We start from the raw sequence: 19,238 nt of genomic DNA, 5'->3' as shown, positions 1-19,238 counted from the left end.
CTTTTCTAGCTTATTATTTAACTGCGATGAAGTCATCACCCTCAGCAACTGAACCAGTTGCTACTGATGAAACATCTTCGTAGTCTGCAGTGTTTGTAACGATAACCATAGTTGTATCGTCAAGACCTGCTTCAGTGATAACTGAGCTATCGAAGGTAGCCAAGACATCACCTTTTTTAACACGTTGATTTGCTTGAACCTTAGCATCAAATCCTTTACCGTCAAGTGAGACAGTATCGATACCGATGTGGATAAGCACTTCAGCACCTTTATCAGATTTTAGACCGTAAGCGTGACCTGTTGGGAAGGCAATTTGCACTTCACCATCAAATGGTGCAACAACTCGGTTACCTGAAGGTTTGATAGCGGAACCTTTACCCATAGCTCCTGAAGAGAAGACTGGGTCATTTACATTTTCCAAAGCTACAACTTCACCTTTAAGTGGTGCAGCAATTGTTTCAGCTTGCAATGCAACTGGAGCAGAACCTGCTGAGGCGATATCTTCAGCAACAACTTCTGTTTGAGCTTCAACCTCTTCCTCTTTATATCCAAAGATCCAAGTAAGAGCGAAACCAAGAGCAAGTGTTACAAGTACCATGATTACATACTTAAGTACTTGACCATTTAGGTAGAGAAGAGTACCAGGAACGATTGTTACACCAAATCCTGTACCAGCAAGGTTAAGGATTGATGCCAACCAACCACCAGCAGCACCAGCGATAAGACCCATGATAAATGGTTTACCGAAACGAAGGTTAACCCCGAAGATAGCTGGTTCAGTGATACCAAGTACTGCTGAAAGACTTGCAGGGAAAGCGAGAGCTTTCAACTTAGAGTCTTTAGTTTTAACACCAACAGCAAGTGTTGCACCAGCTTGAGCAGTCATCGCAGCTGTGATGATAGCGTTAAGTGGGTCTTTACCTGTATTAGAAATAAGGTTAGCTTCAAGCAAGTTGAAAACGTGGTGAACCCCTGTAACGACGATAATTTGGTGAATACCACCTAGAACAAGACCTGCAAGACCAAATGGCAAGGCAAGAATCCACTCTGTACCAGCAAGTACGTAGCTCTCAACTGTGTGGAAGACAGGACCAATGATAAAGAGGGCCAAAGCTGACATCACAGCAAAGACAACAAGTGGACGCAAGAGAAGGTCAAGAACATCTGGAACCCATTTACGAACCCATTGTTCAAACTTAGCACCAATCAAACCTACGAAGAAGGCTGGAAGGACTGAGTTTTGGTAACCAACTACTGGAATAAAGTCAAAGAAGTAAATTGGTTTTGCAGCACCTGATACAACATCCCAAGCATTTGGGAGAGCATTGTTAACCATCATCAAACCAAGAACCAAACCAAGAAGTGGTGAACCACCGAAAACGTTAAAGGCTGACCAACAGATCAAGGCTGGGAAGAAGGCAAAGGCTGTATCTGTCAATACAACTGTATAAGTGTAGAAATCAGTAGCAGCGAAGGCTTTAGATGTTGTACCAAAAAGAGCAAGAACTGTATCATTATTGATGGCTCCACGGATACCCATGAAAAGACCAGTCGCTACGATAGCTGGAAGCAATGGAACGAAAACGTCACCGAATGAACGGATGGCACGTTGGAACCAGTTCCCTTGTTTAGCAGCTTCTGCTTTTTGTTCGTCTTTAGATGCTGTTGGAAGACCTTGAGCAACGACTTCGTCGTAAATCTTGTTAACAGTACCTGTACCAAAGATCATTTGGTATTGACCTGAGTTAAAGAAAGCACCTTGAACTTTTTCAATATTCTCAGCTTTTTCTTTATTGATTTTATTTTCATCTTTAACCATAACACGTAGACGTGTCGCACAGTGAGCAACACTGTTAACATTTTCACGTCCACCGAGGGCTTCGATGACTTCTTTTGCAATTTGTTTGTAATTCATTTGCAAAATTCTCCTTAATAAAATTTGTTTTTGAAAACGTTTCGCTTTTCTTTACGATATCAATTTTAACATCTTTAACAAAATTTGTTTTTGAAAACGCTTCACTTTTCTTTACGATATTAATTTTAACATCTTTCTGTCATATGTCAAACGTTTAGCATTTTTTTGTTTTCTTATTATAAATCGTTGATTTTTCTAGGTAAAACGTTTACTATATTACTAATAAATAAATTAGGAGATTATTAAATATGAATCTACCAACAGAAGTTCGTTACCGTCCATACACAGATTGGACAGACGGAGAAAAAACAAAGATTAAAGAGAATGTTGGCAAATCACCTTGGCGTGCAAGCTACCATATTGAACCAGAAACAGGACTTCTAAATGACCCAAACGGTTTTTCTTACTTTAATGGTAAGTTCCAACTTTTCTATCAAAGTTGGCCATTTGGAGCCGCTCATGGTTTGAAACAATGGGTTCATACTGAATCTGAAGATTTGGTTCACTTTACAGAAACTGGTGTCAAACTCTTGCCAGATCATGAAAATGACAGCCACGGTGCCTACTCAGGTTCTGCTTATCAAATCGGTGATAAACTTTTTATCTTCTATACAGGTAATGTCCGTGATGAAAACTGGATTCGCGATCCACGTCAAATCGGTGCCTGGATGGATAAAAACTACAAAATCAAAAAAATCGACAAGGTTCTTATCAAAAAACCTACTGACGTTACTGAGCACTTCCGTGACCCTCAAATCTTCGATTACAAGGGACAATTTTATGCTATCATAGGTGCTCAAAACCATGATAAACAAGGTTTCATCAAATTTTACAAAGCAGTTGATAATGATGTCGAAAACTGGGTTGAGGTTGGAGATCTCGACTTTGGTGGCACTGGCTCAGAATACATGATTGAGTGTCCAAATATTGTCTTTGTAGATGGCAAACCTGTTCTTCTTTATTGCCCACAAGGTCTTGATAAAGCTGAACTCGACTATAACAATATTTATCCTAATACTTATAAGATTTTCCAAGATTTCGACCCTGAGAAAGCTGCCCTTGTTGGTGGTACACCAATCATCAACTTGGACTACGGGTTCGAAGCTTATGCTACTCAAGGATTTAACACTCCTGATGGTCGTGCGCTTATTGTTAGCTGGATTGGTCTCCCAGACGTGGACTATCCAACTGACAAATACGACTACCAAGGTGCTATGAGCTTGGTTAAAGAATTATCTATCAAAGATGGAAAACTCTACCAATACCCAGTAGAAGCTATTACAAGCTTACGTACTAGACAAGAAGATTTCTCTGAAAAAACGGCAACAACTAACACTTACGAGCTTGAACTTAACTTCCAAGCTAACACTCAAACAGAACTTGTCCTCTTCGCAGACCAAGAAGGAAATGGCTTATCACTTACCGTTGATACTGCAAAAGGAAAAGTTATCCTTGACCGTTCTAAAGCTGGCGAACAGTACGCTACAGACTTTGGCACAAGTCGTGAATGCACTCTTGATGCCGGACAAGCTGCAACAGCAAACATCTTTGTGGATAACTCAATTGTTGAAATTTTCTTCAATAAAGGTGAGAAAGTCTTCACTAGCCGCGTCTTCCCAAGTGCTGAACAAACTGGTATCAAAGTAGCATCAGGGAACGTTTCTGGTCACTACTTCGACTTAAAATACTAGGGTGATTTATGGTCGCAAAGCTTACTGACGTTGCCGAACTGGCTGGTGTGAGCCCAACCACAGTTTCCCGCGTCATAAACAAAAAGGGCTACCTCTCACAAAAAACCATTGACAAAGTACACGCTGCCATGCAGGAGCTGAATTACAAGCCTAATAATTTGGCTCGAGGTCTCAAAGGAAAATCAGCCAAGCTCGTTGGCTTGATTTTTCCAAATATTTCCAACATTTTTTACGCTGAGCTTATCGAACGACTTGAGGACGAGCTCTTTAAGCAGGGTTATAAAACCATCATTTGTAACAGTGAGCATGATCCCAACAAGGAAAAGGACTATTTGGAAATGCTTTCCGCCAACCAATGTGATGGTATCATCTCGTCTTCTCACAATCTTGGTATAGAAGATTATGAAAAGGTTGAAGCTCCTATCATTGCCTTCGACCGTAATCTGGCCCCAAAGATTCCTATTATCTCATCTGATAACTTTGAAGGAGGAAAATTAGCCGCAAAAACCTTGGTCAAGGCCGGTTGTCAGCGTATTGTCATGATTACAGGTAATGATAATTCAGATTCCCCAACTGGACTCCGTCAACTTGGATTTAATTACGAATTGAATAAACAGGGTATTGTCTGTCCTGTCCCAAACGATTTATCTATCATGCGACGAGAATTAGAAATCAAATCTATTATTTGTCGTGAAAAGCCGGATGGTATCTTTGTCTCAGATGATTTAACAGCTATCTTAGTTATAAAAGTAGCTAGACAACTAGAACTTTCCATCCCAAATGACTTAAAAATCATCGGTTACGACGGTACTGCCTTTATCCGACACTTCTATCCAGAGCTAACAACCATCCAACAGCCTTTGGATGAAATTGCTAAACTTTGTGTCGAAATTCTATTGAAGAAAATCAAAGGCGAAATAGTCAGTCGTGATTATGTGCTACCAATAAATTTGATTTCTGGTTCCAGTATATAAATAAAAGTCGCAAGAAGTCTGTACTTGCGACTTTTTCTTGAGCTTAGTTATCAAAAAAAGAAGTTGAAACAGCAATCAACTTCTTTTTCTTATGCTTCATCTGTCACGAACTGACTAAGAACACCATTAATGAACTTAGCAGATGTTTTATCAGAATATTTTTTAGCAATTTCAATAATTTCATTGATAGCCACACGTCCTGGTGTCTCTTCAAAAGACGTGATTTCATAAAGCCCCAAACGAAGGAGGGTACGGTCTGTCATAATCAAACGTGAGAGACTCCAACCTTCTTTCAATTTTTCTTCAATTTGACTATCCAGTTGAGGCAACTCTTCACGAACACCTGTTACTAGACTAAGTAAAAAAGATGGTAGATCAACTTCTGTTTCTTCATCAATTGGCTTGTCGTAAGTGTAAGCAAAATAGGCTTGATCTAAAGCTTCGCCACCAAACTCCAGGGCAAACAGCGTTTGAAAAGCACGCTCACGAAGGTCACGACGTGAATCTTTAAAGATATTAGTCATTCAAAAAATCCTCGTTAAACAATTCAGCCAAGTCTGGTTTTTGTGACTTTTCAGTGACAATAGATTCAACGTGAACGTTTACTTCTGAAATTAACACTTCGGCCATATCGTAGACAGCTGTTTTAATAGCTTTTTGAATTTCAATTGAAACCGCAGGCACATTAACGCCATACTGAAGGGAAACGTAGATATCAACGTTTACTGTACCATCTTCCTCAGTTTGAAGATAAACACCACGTCCCAAGCTTGTTTTGCTGAGACCATCCGTAACGTTTTTGTTTTGAAGGGCGTAAACACCGTCCACTTTAGTTGCAGCGATACCAGTAATCACCTCAAGAACACGAGGGGCAATTACGATTTCACCGATATTTTCTGTAGTCATCGCATATTTCCTTTCCGTTAGTTTGGAAAATAAAGCTTTCAAACCAGTGGTTCGAAAGACTTAGTTAGGCTTAGGCACGTGATACGTAAGTACCTTCAGCTGTGTTGATAACCAATTTTTGACCAGCTTCGATAAAGTCTGGAACGTTAACCACAAGACCAGTTTCAAGTGTTGCAGGTTTACCTGAACCTGTAACTGTTGCACCTTTGATTGATGGTTGTGTTTCAGTAACTGTCAATTCAACAGTTGTTGGTACTTGCACACCGATAACTTCTGTTCCGTAGAATTGGATTTTTACGTCTGAGTTTTCAAGGATAAATTTCAATTCTTCTTGAACGTTGACTACTGGAATTTCATATTGATCATATGTTTCAGTGTTCATGAAGTATGCAGTATCATCCATTTGGTACAAGTATTGTGCTGGTACTGTTTCGATGATCGCTTGTTCAAATTTCTCTTCTGGACGGTAGCTGGTGTCAAAAGTTGAACCTGAGCGAACATCACGCAATTTCATACGCATGATTGTGTTACCTTTACCAGGTTTGTGGTGACTAGCTTCAAGAACTTTGAGCAATTTGCCATCATTTGTTACGAAAGTCATACCCGCACGGAGTTTACTTGCTTCAATCATTATTAAATACCTCTTTGTAAAAATTATTATCAGTTTATTTTACCATAAATGACAGCATGGCTCAAATATTTTATAGAATCAAACCTAAACCCTAGGATTTTCCAAGGAGAATCTAGTCATCCATCCCCAAGTGTACCTCTGGAACATCATGTTGTACATAAGAGACTCCCTTTTGTTCCATCAACTCAATCGCAAAGGCGTGGGGGCGATAATTAGCCTTATAAGTAATCTTAACAACGCCAGCCTGAAGGAGAGCTTTAGTGCAGTTAATACAAGGGAAATGCGTCACATAGATTTCTGTATTTTTAGTAGAAATCCCCTCTTTGGCACACTGGATAAGAGCGTTCATCTCCGCATGGACCGTACGAATACAATGACCATCTTCCATGTAGTGACCTACCTCATTACAGTTATCTGCCTCAGAGACTCCACCGTTATAACCTGTAGCAATAATACGCTTGTCCTTGACCAAAACAGCACCAACAAAAGCACGATCACAGGTAGAACGCTTAGAAATCAGCTCTGCATTAGCCATAAAATAGTCTTGCCAAGATAGACGGTTTGTCATAAAGTATTCCTCCAAATCTTAGAGCACAATCAATTCCTTAGGTGCAAGCGTAATCACTTCGCAACCATTCTCAGTAATAATGATATCATCTTCAATACGAACACCGTATTTGTCAGCCAAATAAATACCTGGTTCATCCGTCAAGACCATACCAGCTTCGATAGTCTCATCAGAATTACCGAAGTAAGGAATCTCGTGAATGTCAAGACCGATACCATGTCCGATACCATGTGTAAAGTAATCACCATAACCCGCTTCAACAATAACATCACGCGCAACCTTATCATAATCACGACGCGTCATGCCAGCTTTAGTTGCATCAATCAAAGATCGATTTGAACGTAAGACGATATCATAAATTTCACGCTCCTCGTCAGTCGTTTCACCAATATGGATAGTACGAGTCATATCACTAACATAATGATTGTAGTAACAACCAAAGTCCATAGTCAAAGTTTCTCCTGACTGGATGACCTTGTCTGAAGCAACACCGTGAGGCATAGCTGAACGGTAACCTGAAGCAATGATAGACTCAAAGGAAATACCTGAAGCTCCATATTCACGCATACGGAAATCTAGGAAGTTAGCCACTTGTAGTTCTGTTGTTTGACCTGGTTTGATAAAATCAAGAACATCTGTAAAGGCACGATCTGAGATAGAACAAGCCTTACGGATAGTTGCCAATTCTTTCTCATCCTTAATCATACGCAACTCTTCCATGAAGTTGGTTTGCGGTGACAAGGTATAGCCTTCAAAAATCGCTTGAAGAGCTTGATAATAAGCGAATGACACCTGATTGTCAAAGCCTATTGTCTCAAGTTTATCTACCTCGACAAATTTAACGATATCTTTTAGTGGATCCTTACTTTCGATAATATCAAAGCCGTGTACAGATTGTTTGGCAATAAGCGTATAACGTGAATCAGTTAAAAAGAGACGACGATTTTTCGTAATGAAAACAGTCGCATTTGTCCCCCAGAAATCCGTCAAATAGTAAATATTATTTTGTCCTGTCACCAACAAGGCATCTAGGCCTGATTGGACAAGTTTAGCATCAAATCGCTCAAGTCTACGTTGCATTTGAATGACCCCTTTGTATTTTAGGTTAATTATATCAAATTTTCAGATTTTAAAGAACGAAGTTGATGCTTTGGCGTATTTTTTTGATGGCATTAATAAAAAGCCAGATGAAACTCTGACTTTATAAGTACTATACATAGGCTCGCTTTTCGTAAATGGCTGGCGTCAAAAGGAGCAAAAATAGGGTTCAAGCAAACAAAACAAAGGCATCACGAAGACTAAAGAACTGTTGACCACTAGTAAAGACCGCTCGCATAAAACTCAACGGAACGTAAGTCATTAGCTTAGTCATAGTATCTCCTAAACTAGCCAAATAGAGTGTAAAGAAGGTCATTCCTGTTACCCCAAAATAGACTGTTACAAAAGCTGTTAAGGTATTCTTTAAAAGTAAGATAATCAAAGTTGAAACCATATAAACAAAAGTCCCATAAGCTAGAAAATAAACATAGATTTGTCTGACATAAACCCACAAAGGAAAATTGACATGCTGCACATAGTACTTGTAAAAAATCAACTCTAAAACCAAGATAGTAGCTGCAAATATAGATAAAATAAGGAAGCTCAGAAGCTTTCGGAGAATCACTTCCCGACCAGATAAGTCACTCACCCGAATCATATTAATCGTTCAATTCTGAAATTCTCTTCCCAAACTGGATAAAGATAAGTAAGCAAAGACAATATCCACCACACCATGATAGAATAGCTAGCTAAAATAGCAGATAGTCCAAGATAAGATCCCTTGTAACCATCACATAAGATAACAATCGCACCAATCATCCCTAGCAATACAAGACAAATAAAGGCACTCTTTGTCACACATTCTTGCTTTAAAAATACCATTTTCAATCTAGTCGCCATAAAAAAGTACCTACTCAATCCCGCTTTTTCATATGTGAAAAGAATTCCCCCTTGTCCCAAAACCTGTTTGATCTTTTCTATTCCTTTAACCAGAATATCATTCTTTTGACGTTCAAAAGCAAGGTCATTTAGTTTTAGTAGGGTCATCAAAGACTTCATGCTTAAATCCTCAGTGTAAATTTTATATTTGGCATTCGCATCATCATCCAAACAAATCAATTTGTGATTCTTCAACAAATAGTTTTTTTGTACAAACCTGTTCAAGATTTGATAAGATGTGACTGAAAATAATAAAAGTTAGACCATGATTTTTAGCTATCCTTTCAATCAAGATTAAAAGACTATTGATACCATTAGGATCCAAGCTAGGTAGGCTCATCAAGAAGAATAAATTCATCTGATGCAATTAAAGCAATAAACAGACCTACACGTTGCTTCATACCCAAGGACAACTTGGAAGCCTTGCGTTTGAGATAGGTTGCTACCTCTAAATCTTCTTTATAGCAATCAATTGATGAATAATCTTTATGATAAAGTCTGCAATAAAACTTAAGGTTAGCTTTAACCGTCATGTTGGGATATAGAGCTGGAGCTTCAATCAAGGCACCCACAGTTTTAGTATTTAAGTCAATAGTTCCATTAGGTCTCTCTAAGATACCCGAAATTAATTTCATTAAGGTCGTCTTTCCTGCACCATTATTGCCAATCAGACCAGCAATATTCCCCTTTTTCAAGGTTAGAGAGATATTATCCAAGACAGGTTGCTTTCCAAAATTGTAGTTTACCCCTCTACCTCTAGTACTGTAATGTATTTCCTTTCTTTGCTTAATTATATTTTAAATATAAATCTTTAACATCCAAGTGAACTATTCACTTGGACGATGAAAACTTATAACAATTCTTCTTCATTAATTCTCATAAACATAAATATTTTCCAATATGCTATCTTATTTTTCTTAGTTTTAGAATCTCAACCGCAATATAACTTACCGGCTCTACTCCATAGCCAATATCATATGGTACATTTCCTCCAACAATTTCAGAAAGCTTATCAATAGACAAACCATCAAATTTATTCATTGTCATTACATCCATATTTTTCTTCTCCATATCTGGTCCTTTCAAAGGTGTCATTCTAATCCCTGATAACTCTAAAAATAGCTGTTCTTGAGTAATCTTTTAGATGAGATTTGAAGCCAAAAAAATACAGCTACTCTCTTATTTTTAGCAGCTAATTTTACAGATCTTGACTTTATTATAGAATATCCTTTATCAAAAAAATAGTGACATAGATGTCACCATAAATAGCTACGAAAAAACAAGTCCTTATATGACTTGTCCAACAATCTGCTTATTTTACGATGTCTCATAATAAGAAACAAAATCATTTCAAAAAGGAGAAGACTAACATAAACTCCCGAAACGTAAAGTAAGGTTTGCCATTTATCCGTTATTGATTCAAAACGACCATGATGATCAACTGTACGAATACTAATCAAAAGACAAATATCTAGAAATAGGACTAGAAAAATACCGTTAAATCCTATGAAAAAACGCTTTTTAACCATAGTGTGACTCTTTTGTTTTTTCTTAACCGTAGAATAGCAAACTCAACTTAAACCAGACTAAAGCAAAAAAAGACTCAGAGAGCCCTTTTCACTTTATTTCAATTTTTCTTTCAAATATTGTCCTGTATAGCTTTTGGGAACGGCTACTACCTCTTCTGGAGTCCCTGTAGCTACGATAGTACCTCCACCAACACCACCTTCAGGACCCAAATCAATGATATGGTCTGCTGTCTTAATAACATCCAGATTGTGCTCAATCACGAGAACCGTGTTACCATCGTCCACAAAACGCTGAAGCACCTTCAAGAGACGAGCAATATCATCTGTATGGAGACCAGTCGTAGGCTCATCGAGAATGTAGAAAGACTTCCCAGTAGAGCGTTTGTGAAGTTCACTAGCCAGTTTCATACGCTGTGCCTCACCACCTGATAGGGTTGTTGCTGATTGCCCCAAAGTCACATACCCGAGCCCCACATCCTTGATTGTCTGCACCTTACGAGCAATCTTAGGGATAGCCGCAAAGAAATCAACCGCGTCATCAACTGTCATATCCAGAATTTCAGCAATATTCTTCCCTTTATAACGAACTTCTAAGGTCTCAGAATTATAGCGTGTGCCATGGCAAACCTCACAAGGTACATAAACATCAGGCAAGAAGTGCATCTCAATCTTGATAATCCCATCACCAGAGCAGGCTTCACAACGGCCACCTTTGACATTGAAAGAGAAACGTCCCTTCTTATAACCGCGAATCTTGGCCTCATTGGTTTGAGCAAAAAGATCGCGAATATCGTCGAAGACGCCTGTGTAGGTTGCAGGGTTGGAACGTGGAGTACGCCCGATTGGACTTTGATCAATATCAATCAAACGCTCGATATTCTCGATTCCAGTCACCGATTTATGTTTCCCAGGTTTCTCACTGTTTCGATTAAGCTCTTGGGCAATCTTTTTCTTGAGAATACTGTTAACCAAAGTTGACTTTCCAGAACCAGAAACGCCTGTCACTGCGATTAATTTTCCAAGTGGGAACTTGACAGACACATTTTTAAGATTATTTTCACTGGCTCCTTTAACCTCGATAAAACAGCCGTTTCCTACACGGCGTTCCGTCGGTACAGGAATTGATTTAGCACCTGACAGGTACTGACCAGTAATTGATTTCTTATTTCTAGCAACTGCTTCTGGGGTTCCTGAAGCTATGATTTGTCCACCAAAGGCACCGGCGCCAGGTCCTACATCGATAAGCCAGTCAGCTTCACGCATGGTATCTTCATCATGCTCCACCACAATTAAGGTATTGCCCAAATCACGCATCTTTTTAAGACTTGAAATCAAGCGATCATTATCACGCTGATGAAGACCTATAGAGGGCTCATCCAAAACATAAAGGACTCCAGAAAGGTTGGAGCCAATCTGTGTCGCCAAACGGATACGCTGACTCTCACCACCTGAAAGTGTTCCGGCCATACGAGAGAGAGTCAAGTAATTAAGGCCGACATTGTTTAAGAAAGTCAGACGATCCTTGATTTCCTTGATAATTGGACGGGCAATCATTTCTTCATTCTCACCTAATTCAAGGCGATCTATTTCTTGAAGATGATCAGAAATAGACAGCTCAGAAATTTGACCAATATTTAAGCCATCCTCACCACCAACACGAACCGAGAGTGCTGCTTCGTTAAGACGATAGCCATGACAAGTTGGACATGACAGTTCATTCATATAACCACGCATGACATTGCGGGTGAAATCACTGTTAGTCTCATGATAGCGTCGATTGATATTAGTCACAACCCCTTCAAAAGGAATGTCAATATCACGCACCCTACCAAAATCATTAACATAATGGAAATGGAACTCGCGGTCACCAGATCCGTAGAGAATCAAATCTTGTTCTTCTTTTTTAAGATTTTCAAATGGCGTATCCATATCCACGCCAAACTGTTCCATGGCCTGCTCAAGCATGGCAGGATAGTAGTTGGATGAGATAGGATTCCAAGGCGCTAGTGCACCTTCACGCAAGGTCTTACTAGGGTCAGGAATGACCAAATCAATATCAACTTCTAGTTTATTTCCTAAACCGTCACAGGTCGGACAAGAACCAAATGGCGCATTGAAGGAAAAGAGACGCGGCTCCAACTCAGGCACTGTAAAACCACAAACTGGACAAGAATAATGCTCCGAGTAGAGCAATTCATTATCATCCATAGTATCCACAATCAAGTAGCCATCCGCTAAACGTAGCGCTGCCTCGACTGAGTCAAAGAGACGACTACGGATACCTTCCTTATTAACCAAACGGTCCACAACCACCTCAATATTATGCATCTTCGACTTGGATAGCTCAGGGACTTCCGTCACATCGTATATCTCACCATCCACACGAACACGAACATAACCGTCCTTCTGCACGCGCTCAAAAATCGCCTTGTGTTGCCCCTTTCGACGACGGACAATCGGCGCTAAAATCTGCATACGTGTCCGTTCAGGAAGGGCTAAAACCTCATCTACAATCTGTTCCACTGATGACGACTTAATGGCTCCATGCCCATTGATACAATAAGGCACACCCACACGCGCATAAAGGAGACGAAGATAGTCATTAATCTCCGTTACAGTTCCCACAGTCGAACGAGGGTTCTTACTCGTTGTTTTCTGATCAATGGAGATGGCAGGACTCAAGCCATCAATCGAGTCCACATCAGGTTTCTCCATATTTCCCAAGAATTGGCGGGCATAAGCTGAGAGACTTTCAACATAACGGCGCTGACCCTCTGCATAAATTGTATCAAAAGCCAAAGAAGACTTACCAGACCCCGACAACCCCGTCACGACGACGAGCTTGTCACGAGGAATCTCTACATCAATATTTTTTAAATTGTGAGCTCTTGCTCCGCGAATCACTAACTTATCTTGCATATTTTTAAGAGGCCTAGCCCTAAAGCCACTGCCACTCCTTTCTACAGACGGATGGGAATACCATCCCTAGTTTCTCTCATAATTATAACAAAATTTCAATTTATCCAACCCAAAAATGTTTCAAATATAGTATAATGGTTGAGTGTGCAAAAAAAGGCAAAGAGAATAGTCTCTAGGCCTCAATTGATATCACTAAAAAGCTAAGAGCTGCTTATTTATCTGACTTTTTCTGGTCCAAAAACGGACAAGACATTTTCAGATAATAACGCCAACACTTAACTTAACGAATGACAAAGGAGGGGTTCCCATTGAAACAAATGTTCTTATCCACCGGAAAAGAATTCAAAGAAATTGAAACATTCGAGCCTGGTGCTTGGATTCATTTGGTAAACCCTTCCCAGGAAGAAGCCTTAAAGGTTGCAGAACGTTTTAACATTGATATCCAAGATCTCCGCGCCCCTCTGGACGTGGAAGAAACATCACGTATCGATGTCGAAGATGACTACACCCTAATCCTGGTCGACATCCCAACCCAAGAAGAGCGTAATAACAAAAGTTATTACGTTACCATTCCATTGGGTATCATCGTTACCGATGAGGTAGTCGTAACTACCTGCCTCGAGAACATCAGCCTTATGGACGACTTCCTCAATCACCGTGTACGTAACTTCTATACCTTCATGAAGACACGCTTTGTCTTCCAAATTCTCTATCGCAATGCTCAACTTTACCTAACCGCCCTACGTTCTATCGACCGTCAAAACGATAAATTGGAAGCTCAGTTGGAAAATTCGACAAAGAATGAACACTTGATTGACATGATGGAATTGGAAAAATCCATTGTCTATCTAAAAGCCTCACTTAAGATGAATGAGCGAATTGTCAAAAAACTAACAGGTAACGCCTCTAGCCTGAAGAAATATATCGAGGACGAGGATCTCTTGGAAGATACCTTAGTCGAAACCCAACAGGCCATTGAGATGGCAGGCATCTATGAAAATGTCTTGAACGCCATGACCGAAACCTCAGCCTCTATCATCAATAACAACCAGAACACTATCATGAAAACACTCGCTCTCATGACTATGGCTCTGGACATCCCAACCGTTATCTTCTCCGCTTACGGTATGAACTTTAAAAACAATTCTATGCCACTAAACGATTTAGATAACGCCTTTTGGATCATTTTATTCATTGCGGCTTTCGGGTCATCTTGCGTTGTTATCTACTTTATCAGAAAAAAATGGTTCTAACATAGAGCCCCCTCTTCTTTTCTCTAAACTTCAACACTAAAAATAATATTAATTATCGAAAGGTCATCTCATGGACATCCAAAAACTCACCAAGAAAAACCAAGAATTTATTCACATAGCAACTAACCAACTTATCAAAGATGGTAAGTCAGACCAAGAAATCAAAGATATCCTTAGCGATGTTATTCCTGAACTTATCAAAAATCAGAAAAAAGGAATCACAGGCCGTGGATTCCTTGGTGCTCCAACTGTTTGGGCAGCTAGCTTCTCTCCTGAAAAGCACCAACAAGCTGTTTCTGGAAAACCTAGCAAAGAAATTCCAGAAACAGACAAAACTCCTTGGAAGATGTGGCTTGATACCTCATTATTCCTTCTATCCATTGTTGCTATTATGAACGCAATCTTTGGTTTCTCGGGAACACAAACAAGCTACGGCCTCACAACCCTTCTTTCAGTCTCATTTATTGGTGGCCTTGCTATGTATACCCCTTACCACTATATCTATCGTCATAATAACAAACCAAAAGAAGAACGTCCTAAATGGTGGTTTAGCATGACCATCATTACACTTTCTTTCATTGCATGGTTTGCCCTCTTTAGTCTTACAGCCCTTCTTCCAACTTACCTCAATCCTGGGCTTTCTCCAATTGTAACCCTTATTATTGGTGTTATCGCTGGTGTTGCCAAATATTTCTTCAAACGTCATTACAACGTTCAAAGCACTTACGCACCAGTATCTTAATCAACCGATACCTCAAGCACCCATAAGGGTGCTTTTTTGCGTCAGAAATCTTGACACAGCTGGCTGTTCTATACTAAAATATTAAAGCTAATAGACAAAAGAAAGAACTCCAATAGATGTGTATCAAATTTCCTTTACTTATCATCTCTTGCTGCCTATTACTGATGGCTTGCGGCCACAAGACTAGTCAAAAAAGCTATCAGGCTTACTATAATTTCAACAATGTGACAATTCCAACTCAGGTAAAGCAGCTAGCTAAAGATTTAAAAAACAAGGGTATTCCAACAAAAGACTGGGATAATCTAGTTCCTTATATCAACCGCTACAATCAGGAAAACACAAATCTTCAACCTGTTGTCAAAAAATGGACCACAAGCAAAATCGGTAAGGATCAAAATCAATTTGTCACCTTCCTTAACGAAAAAACTTTCGAAGATAATAAATCTCACTTCACCGATGATTTGAACTGCCGACGGACGTCCTTCCTCATCCTTCACGACCTCATTACAAGTTCGGAGGACCTTACTAAATTGGACCTCCCCCTTCAAAATGAATTTCTTGATCTCAAGTCCCGTCACAAAGAGCTAAACGCCAAGGATCAAGCCCTCTACAGCCTCCTCTTTGGGGATAATATCAACTACCAGTCTACAGATGACCTCCTGAAAGCTTGGAAAGAAGCTGGACTCAAGTTTCTAGAAAATGTAAAACTCCTCTCCGTCTTTCAAAATAGCCCTGGTGATGTTAGTAACTTCCATACAGCTATAGCTTACGAAAAAGATGGTAGTATCTATGTTTTTGAAAAACAAGATCCAACACTTCCTTACCGCTGGAGTCGTTTCAACAATTGGGCCGATATCAAAGCACACTGGTTAGGCAATCGTTTCAAGGTTTTCAAAGACAATGTTGATATCCTCGTTAATGATCAGAAATTTGATGATTTCTTAGAAAATACATTCTTTATACCACAGAACAACCAACTAGCTCCTCAAGATAAATGAGAAGACCAGTTGATTTTTCTTTTACCCTAAAGCACAAGATTAAATCTCTCCACTCTTAGCCCTAGAAATGACAAAAATCTACAAAATTAAGACAGAAAAAACACCCTCAGATGAGGGCATTATTTTTAATCTTCGTTTACGTAAGGCATAAGTGCCATAACGCGAGCGCGTTTAATAGCTGTTGTTACTTTACGTTGGTTTTTAGCTGAAGTTCCTGTTACACGACGTGGAAGAATTTTACCACGTTCTGAAACGAAACGGCTAAGAAGCTCAGTATCTTTGTAATCAACATATTCGATTTTGTTAGCTGCGATGTAATCAAATTTTTTACGGCGTTTGAATCCGCCACGACGTTGTTGAGCCATGTTTATTTCTCCTTTATATATTTAATTCGTTTTGCCCATTCTTAGAATGGAAGATCGTCATCTGAAATATCCATTGGATTTGAATTACCAAATGGACTTTCATCACGACCGAAGTTTGGTGTAGATTGTGCAGGTTGTGATTCACCAAACGAACCACCAGTGGAAGCTCCACCACCGAATGAATTTGAGTTATCAAATCCTCCAACGTTGTATGAACCACCACTATGACCTTCACGTGCCGCACGGCTTTCCAACATTTGGAAATTATCAGCGACAACTTCAGTTACGTAAACACGTTGACCTTGTTGATTTTCATAGTTACGGGTCTGAATACGACCTGTAATTCCAACCAATGCACCTTTCTTAGCCCAGTTAGCCAAATTTTCAGCCTGCTGGCGCCAGATAACACAGTTAATAAAGTCAGTTTCACGTTCACCATTAGCACCTTTAAAGTTACGATTAACCGCAAGGCTGAATGTTGCAACAGCAACATTACTTGGTGTGTAACGAAGCTCCGCATCACGGGTCATGCGACCAACGAGTACGACATTATTAATCATAATTTACCTTCTTACGCGTCAAGTTTAACGATCATGTGACGAAGAATATCGCCGTTGATTTTTGAAAGACGGTCGAACTCATTAAGAGCTGTAGCGTCGTTTGCTTCAACCTTTACGACGTGGTAAAGTCCTTCACGGAAATCTTGGATTTCATATGCAAGACGACGTTTTTCCCAATCTTTTGATTCAACAACAGTTGCACCGTTGTCAGTCAAGATAGAATCGAAACGTGCTACCAAAGCGTTTTTAGCTTCTTCTTCAATGTTTGGACGAATGATATAAAGAATTTCGTATTTAGCCATTGATATTTTCCTCCTCTTTTGGTCTAATGACTCATGGTCTTTCGCCACGAGTAAGTGAGGTGCACTCACGAGAAATAATTTTACCAAAGAATAAGTGATAATGCAAGGAAAAAGTCAATGTGTCTGCTCTATTTTTGTGAGACTTAAAAATCACTCAGAAAATACTAAGCCCTATCTGTTATCTTTTCTCAGGTCAAACTTCATGCTAAAATAATAGAATGCTTTACCGTAAAAATAAACTGGGAGAGGAACTAGAGCTTCCGATCTTTAACCACTACTATAATATTTCTATCACTGCTCTTGAATTTTACCTTAAAAACCCGGGACAGAGTGATACCTACATCATTACTTTCAAACAGGACAACAACCTCTTTATTGTTGATATGACACATGATCTTGGTCACACCAGTCACTTTGATGCCGCCTCTCTATTTACAAAAGACAAGCTCCTATCAGGTATCGCAGCTGTACCCCTAGCGGCTGTCTACAGCATCCAGATCTTTGCTTTTCCAAAGGAGTTACACTCTCTGGCACCCAGTCAGTATCTTAAAAATCTAGTCGCTCTATACTTTAAAGACCCAGAAACCATGCGTTACCTCAAGACGACAAAAAATATAGGTGACCAGGTAACAAGGTACCAACTGGAGTCGGAGAAACTAGAAAGACAAGGTAAGGTTTTTGAATTTTTCAAGTACACCAGTCGAGGCAAGGTGAAAGAAGAAAACAACTTGTCCGAGGTGTCTAGCAAAGACTACGATTTTCTCCCTGATTTCCATCCCTTTTTAAGCTCACCACGGAACCATCAGGTCCTGAGTATACCTGTGACCTACTTTGATGATAAAACTGGACAGACTGCCAAAATCGACATCATGGGCTGGTATATTAAAGATCAACAGCTTAAGATCCGTTGGAAACCTAAATACATGCGCAAACGCCGTTGGCGATCTTCACGTATTTCTGTTGACATCGTGACTAATAACTACTTCTTTCAGGGTCAAATTTACAGAGATAGTAGTGCACCGATTTTTCTGGACAACTTAAGTTTTGATAGCAAAATTCCCAAGAGTTTCCTGCCACATCTTCAAAAACAATACCAAATTTTTTTATCTCTAGTAGAGGAACAAAAAAGACTAGCCTTGCTTCGAAAGGTTCAGTTAAACAATAAGGACTAAGAATCTTTCGCCAAAATAAACATATCAAAAAGCTCATTCTTACACACTAAAATGAGCTTTTAAGATTTTTCAATTGTCATTAGAACATCCTTTAGGAATTTTGTAAAAAATATTTTCATAAGGAAGAGCTATTGTGTGTCACCATTTTTATACCTAGCAATCATAAATTACCTCCATCAACTTATAAATGATTTTTAACCATTTTAAAATTTTCTATTACATTGGTATCACTCCCTAAGCTATTTTGTGCAATAACTTAAAGTATCTCCATTTTTATAACATCCTAAGTTCATCATCATAGCAACAACCCCTGATTCTTGTGATTTAGACCTATCTCCCCACTGACCACTCAATGAGGATTACTTATCGCTGTTCTTATAACGACTTACATCAAACATCAACATAATCGTCACCTCGGTACTTTGTTACAAGATTTCAGCATTAAACTTTTGTCGATAGTTAACTTGTTTGGCATTGGTATCACTCCTTAAGCTATTTTACACAACTGCTTAAGTATCTCCATTTTTATACCTACTAACATTTCTCATGAGCTTTACTTCACTTTTTTCGTAAGTTAATGGATTTGATTTTAGCTTTCAACTTCTGGCGGTATCACTCCCTTGTAGCTATTTTATGCGACTTAATTAATCCCCATTCTTATAACGCCCCACTGTCATGTGACCACGCTCCTCAGAGATGGTTGGTAAAGTTATTTGTTTTGCCTACTATTTTGTTT

At 39.3% G+C, this 19,238-nt stretch carries 21 protein-coding genes; 6 read left to right on the top strand and 15 right to left on the bottom strand.

The genetic code is table 11. The annotated features are described in order from the left end of the window. Positions 1-13 precede the first annotated feature (13 nt). On the bottom strand, positions 14-1,915 hold the full coding sequence (locus NST05_RS02345) for a sucrose-specific PTS transporter subunit IIBC (protein WP_340742888.1): 1,902 nt from the start codon (positions 1,913-1,915) through the stop codon (positions 14-16). A gap of 248 nt (positions 1,916-2,163) precedes the next feature. On the opposite strand from NST05_RS02345, the gene NST05_RS02340 reads away from it, so the two are divergent. Further along, positions 2,164-3,606, top strand: coding sequence for a sucrose-6-phosphate hydrolase (locus NST05_RS02340; RefSeq protein WP_011681618.1), 1,443 nt, complete (start codon positions 2,164-2,166; stop codon positions 3,604-3,606). An 8-nt stretch (positions 3,607-3,614) separates the two neighbouring features. After that, positions 3,615-4,580 (top strand): LacI family DNA-binding transcriptional regulator, encoded by a 966-nt coding sequence (locus tag NST05_RS02335; protein WP_011681619.1) that lies wholly within the window; start codon positions 3,615-3,617, stop codon positions 4,578-4,580. 89 nt (positions 4,581-4,669) lie between these two features. On the opposite strand, the gene nusB is transcribed toward NST05_RS02335, so the two are convergent. The 11 genes from nusB to uvrA all read right to left on the bottom strand — a co-directional run bounded on the left by nusB (position 4,670) and on the right by uvrA (position 13,110). Continuing rightward, positions 4,670-5,104, bottom strand: coding sequence for a transcription antitermination factor NusB (nusB, locus tag NST05_RS02330; RefSeq protein ID WP_002951890.1), 435 nt, complete (start codon positions 5,102-5,104; stop codon positions 4,670-4,672). Further along, entirely contained in the window at positions 5,097-5,486 is a 390-nt protein-coding gene (locus NST05_RS02325; protein WP_002951891.1) for an Asp23/Gls24 family envelope stress response protein, read from the bottom strand. Before NST05_RS02325 ends, nusB begins: the two co-directional genes overlap by 8 nt. Before the next feature lie 70 nt (positions 5,487-5,556). After that, positions 5,557-6,117, bottom strand: a complete 561-nt coding sequence (gene efp, locus NST05_RS02320) for an elongation factor P (protein ID WP_011226539.1) — start codon at positions 6,115-6,117, stop codon at positions 5,557-5,559. 112 nt (positions 6,118-6,229) lie between these two features. Beyond that, positions 6,230-6,685, bottom strand: coding sequence for a deoxycytidylate deaminase (locus tag NST05_RS02315; RefSeq protein ID WP_002951893.1), 456 nt, complete (start codon positions 6,683-6,685; stop codon positions 6,230-6,232). 18 nt (positions 6,686-6,703) lie between these two features. Next, on the bottom strand, positions 6,704-7,765 hold the full coding sequence (locus NST05_RS02310) for a M24 family metallopeptidase (protein ID WP_011681620.1): 1,062 nt from the start codon (positions 7,763-7,765) through the stop codon (positions 6,704-6,706). A gap of 187 nt (positions 7,766-7,952) precedes the next feature. Continuing rightward, entirely contained in the window at positions 7,953-8,381 is a 429-nt protein-coding gene (locus NST05_RS02305) for a hypothetical protein (RefSeq protein ID WP_084829102.1), read from the bottom strand. Continuing rightward, positions 8,378-8,833: an ABC transporter ATP-binding protein gene (locus tag NST05_RS02300; protein WP_232085843.1), complete on the bottom strand. Its 456-nt coding sequence runs from the start codon at positions 8,831-8,833 to the stop codon at positions 8,378-8,380. The genes NST05_RS02305 and NST05_RS02300 overlap by 4 nt, the downstream gene beginning before the upstream one ends. A 155-nt stretch (positions 8,834-8,988) precedes the next feature. Next, complete coding sequence (locus NST05_RS02295; RefSeq protein WP_064356090.1) at positions 8,989-9,378, bottom strand: ATP-binding cassette domain-containing protein; 390 nt, start codon at positions 9,376-9,378, stop codon at positions 8,989-8,991. Positions 9,379-9,565: 187 nt separating this feature from the next. Further along, complete coding sequence (locus NST05_RS02290; RefSeq protein WP_014727693.1) at positions 9,566-9,757, bottom strand: hypothetical protein; 192 nt, start codon at positions 9,755-9,757, stop codon at positions 9,566-9,568. A gap of 161 nt (positions 9,758-9,918) precedes the next feature. Continuing rightward, entirely contained in the window at positions 9,919-10,191 is a 273-nt protein-coding gene (locus tag NST05_RS02285) for a DUF3923 family protein (RefSeq protein WP_002946573.1), read from the bottom strand. A 93-nt stretch (positions 10,192-10,284) separates the two neighbouring features. Then, a complete protein-coding gene (gene uvrA / locus NST05_RS02280) occupies positions 10,285-13,110 on the bottom strand; it encodes an excinuclease ABC subunit UvrA (RefSeq protein ID WP_011681621.1) in 2,826 nt (941 codons plus the stop codon). 308 nt (positions 13,111-13,418) lie between these two features. Between uvrA and NST05_RS02275 the strand changes: the two genes are divergently transcribed. From NST05_RS02275 to NST05_RS02265, 3 genes are all read left to right on the top strand, one after another. Beyond that, entirely contained in the window at positions 13,419-14,363 is a 945-nt protein-coding gene (locus tag NST05_RS02275; RefSeq protein WP_002951901.1) for a magnesium transporter CorA family protein, read from the top strand. A gap of 70 nt (positions 14,364-14,433) precedes the next feature. After that, positions 14,434-15,105, top strand: coding sequence for a DUF1129 domain-containing protein (locus NST05_RS02270; RefSeq protein WP_011227551.1), 672 nt, complete (start codon positions 14,434-14,436; stop codon positions 15,103-15,105). 116 nt (positions 15,106-15,221) lie between these two features. Continuing rightward, positions 15,222-16,103: a DUF4300 family protein gene (locus NST05_RS02265; protein WP_064356095.1), complete on the top strand. Its 882-nt coding sequence runs from the start codon at positions 15,222-15,224 to the stop codon at positions 16,101-16,103. Between the two features lie 125 nt (positions 16,104-16,228). Here NST05_RS02265 and rpsR read toward each other — a convergent pair whose 3' ends face one another. From rpsR to rpsF, 3 genes are read right to left on the bottom strand one after another with little or no spacing between them, the layout of a single operon-like run. Then, positions 16,229-16,468 carry a 30S ribosomal protein S18 gene (rpsR, locus tag NST05_RS02260; protein ID WP_002945024.1) on the bottom strand — a complete coding sequence of 80 codons (240 nt, stop codon included), beginning with the start codon at positions 16,466-16,468 and terminating at the stop codon, positions 16,229-16,231. Between the two features lie 41 nt (positions 16,469-16,509). Then, positions 16,510-17,028, bottom strand: coding sequence for a single-stranded DNA-binding protein (locus tag NST05_RS02255; RefSeq protein WP_002951905.1), 519 nt, complete (start codon positions 17,026-17,028; stop codon positions 16,510-16,512). An 11-nt stretch (positions 17,029-17,039) separates the two neighbouring features. After that, positions 17,040-17,330 (bottom strand): 30S ribosomal protein S6, encoded by a 291-nt coding sequence (rpsF, locus tag NST05_RS02250; RefSeq protein WP_084829103.1) that lies wholly within the window; start codon positions 17,328-17,330, stop codon positions 17,040-17,042. Between the two features lie 218 nt (positions 17,331-17,548). On the opposite strand from rpsF, the gene NST05_RS02245 reads away from it, so the two are divergent. Next, the gene (locus NST05_RS02245; RefSeq protein WP_002951907.1) at positions 17,549-18,502 is read left to right on the top strand and encodes a hypothetical protein; all 954 of its coding nucleotides are present in this window, start codon (positions 17,549-17,551) and stop codon (positions 18,500-18,502) included. Positions 18,503-19,238 lie beyond the last annotated feature (736 nt).

The organism is Streptococcus sp. FSL E2-3494 (assembly GCF_038007085.1).
Taxonomy (GTDB): Bacteria; Bacillota; Bacilli; order Lactobacillales; family Streptococcaceae; genus Streptococcus; species Streptococcus thermophilus.
Note: the sequence above shows the minus strand (reverse complement) of the source record. Positions and strands in the feature narration are given on the sequence as shown.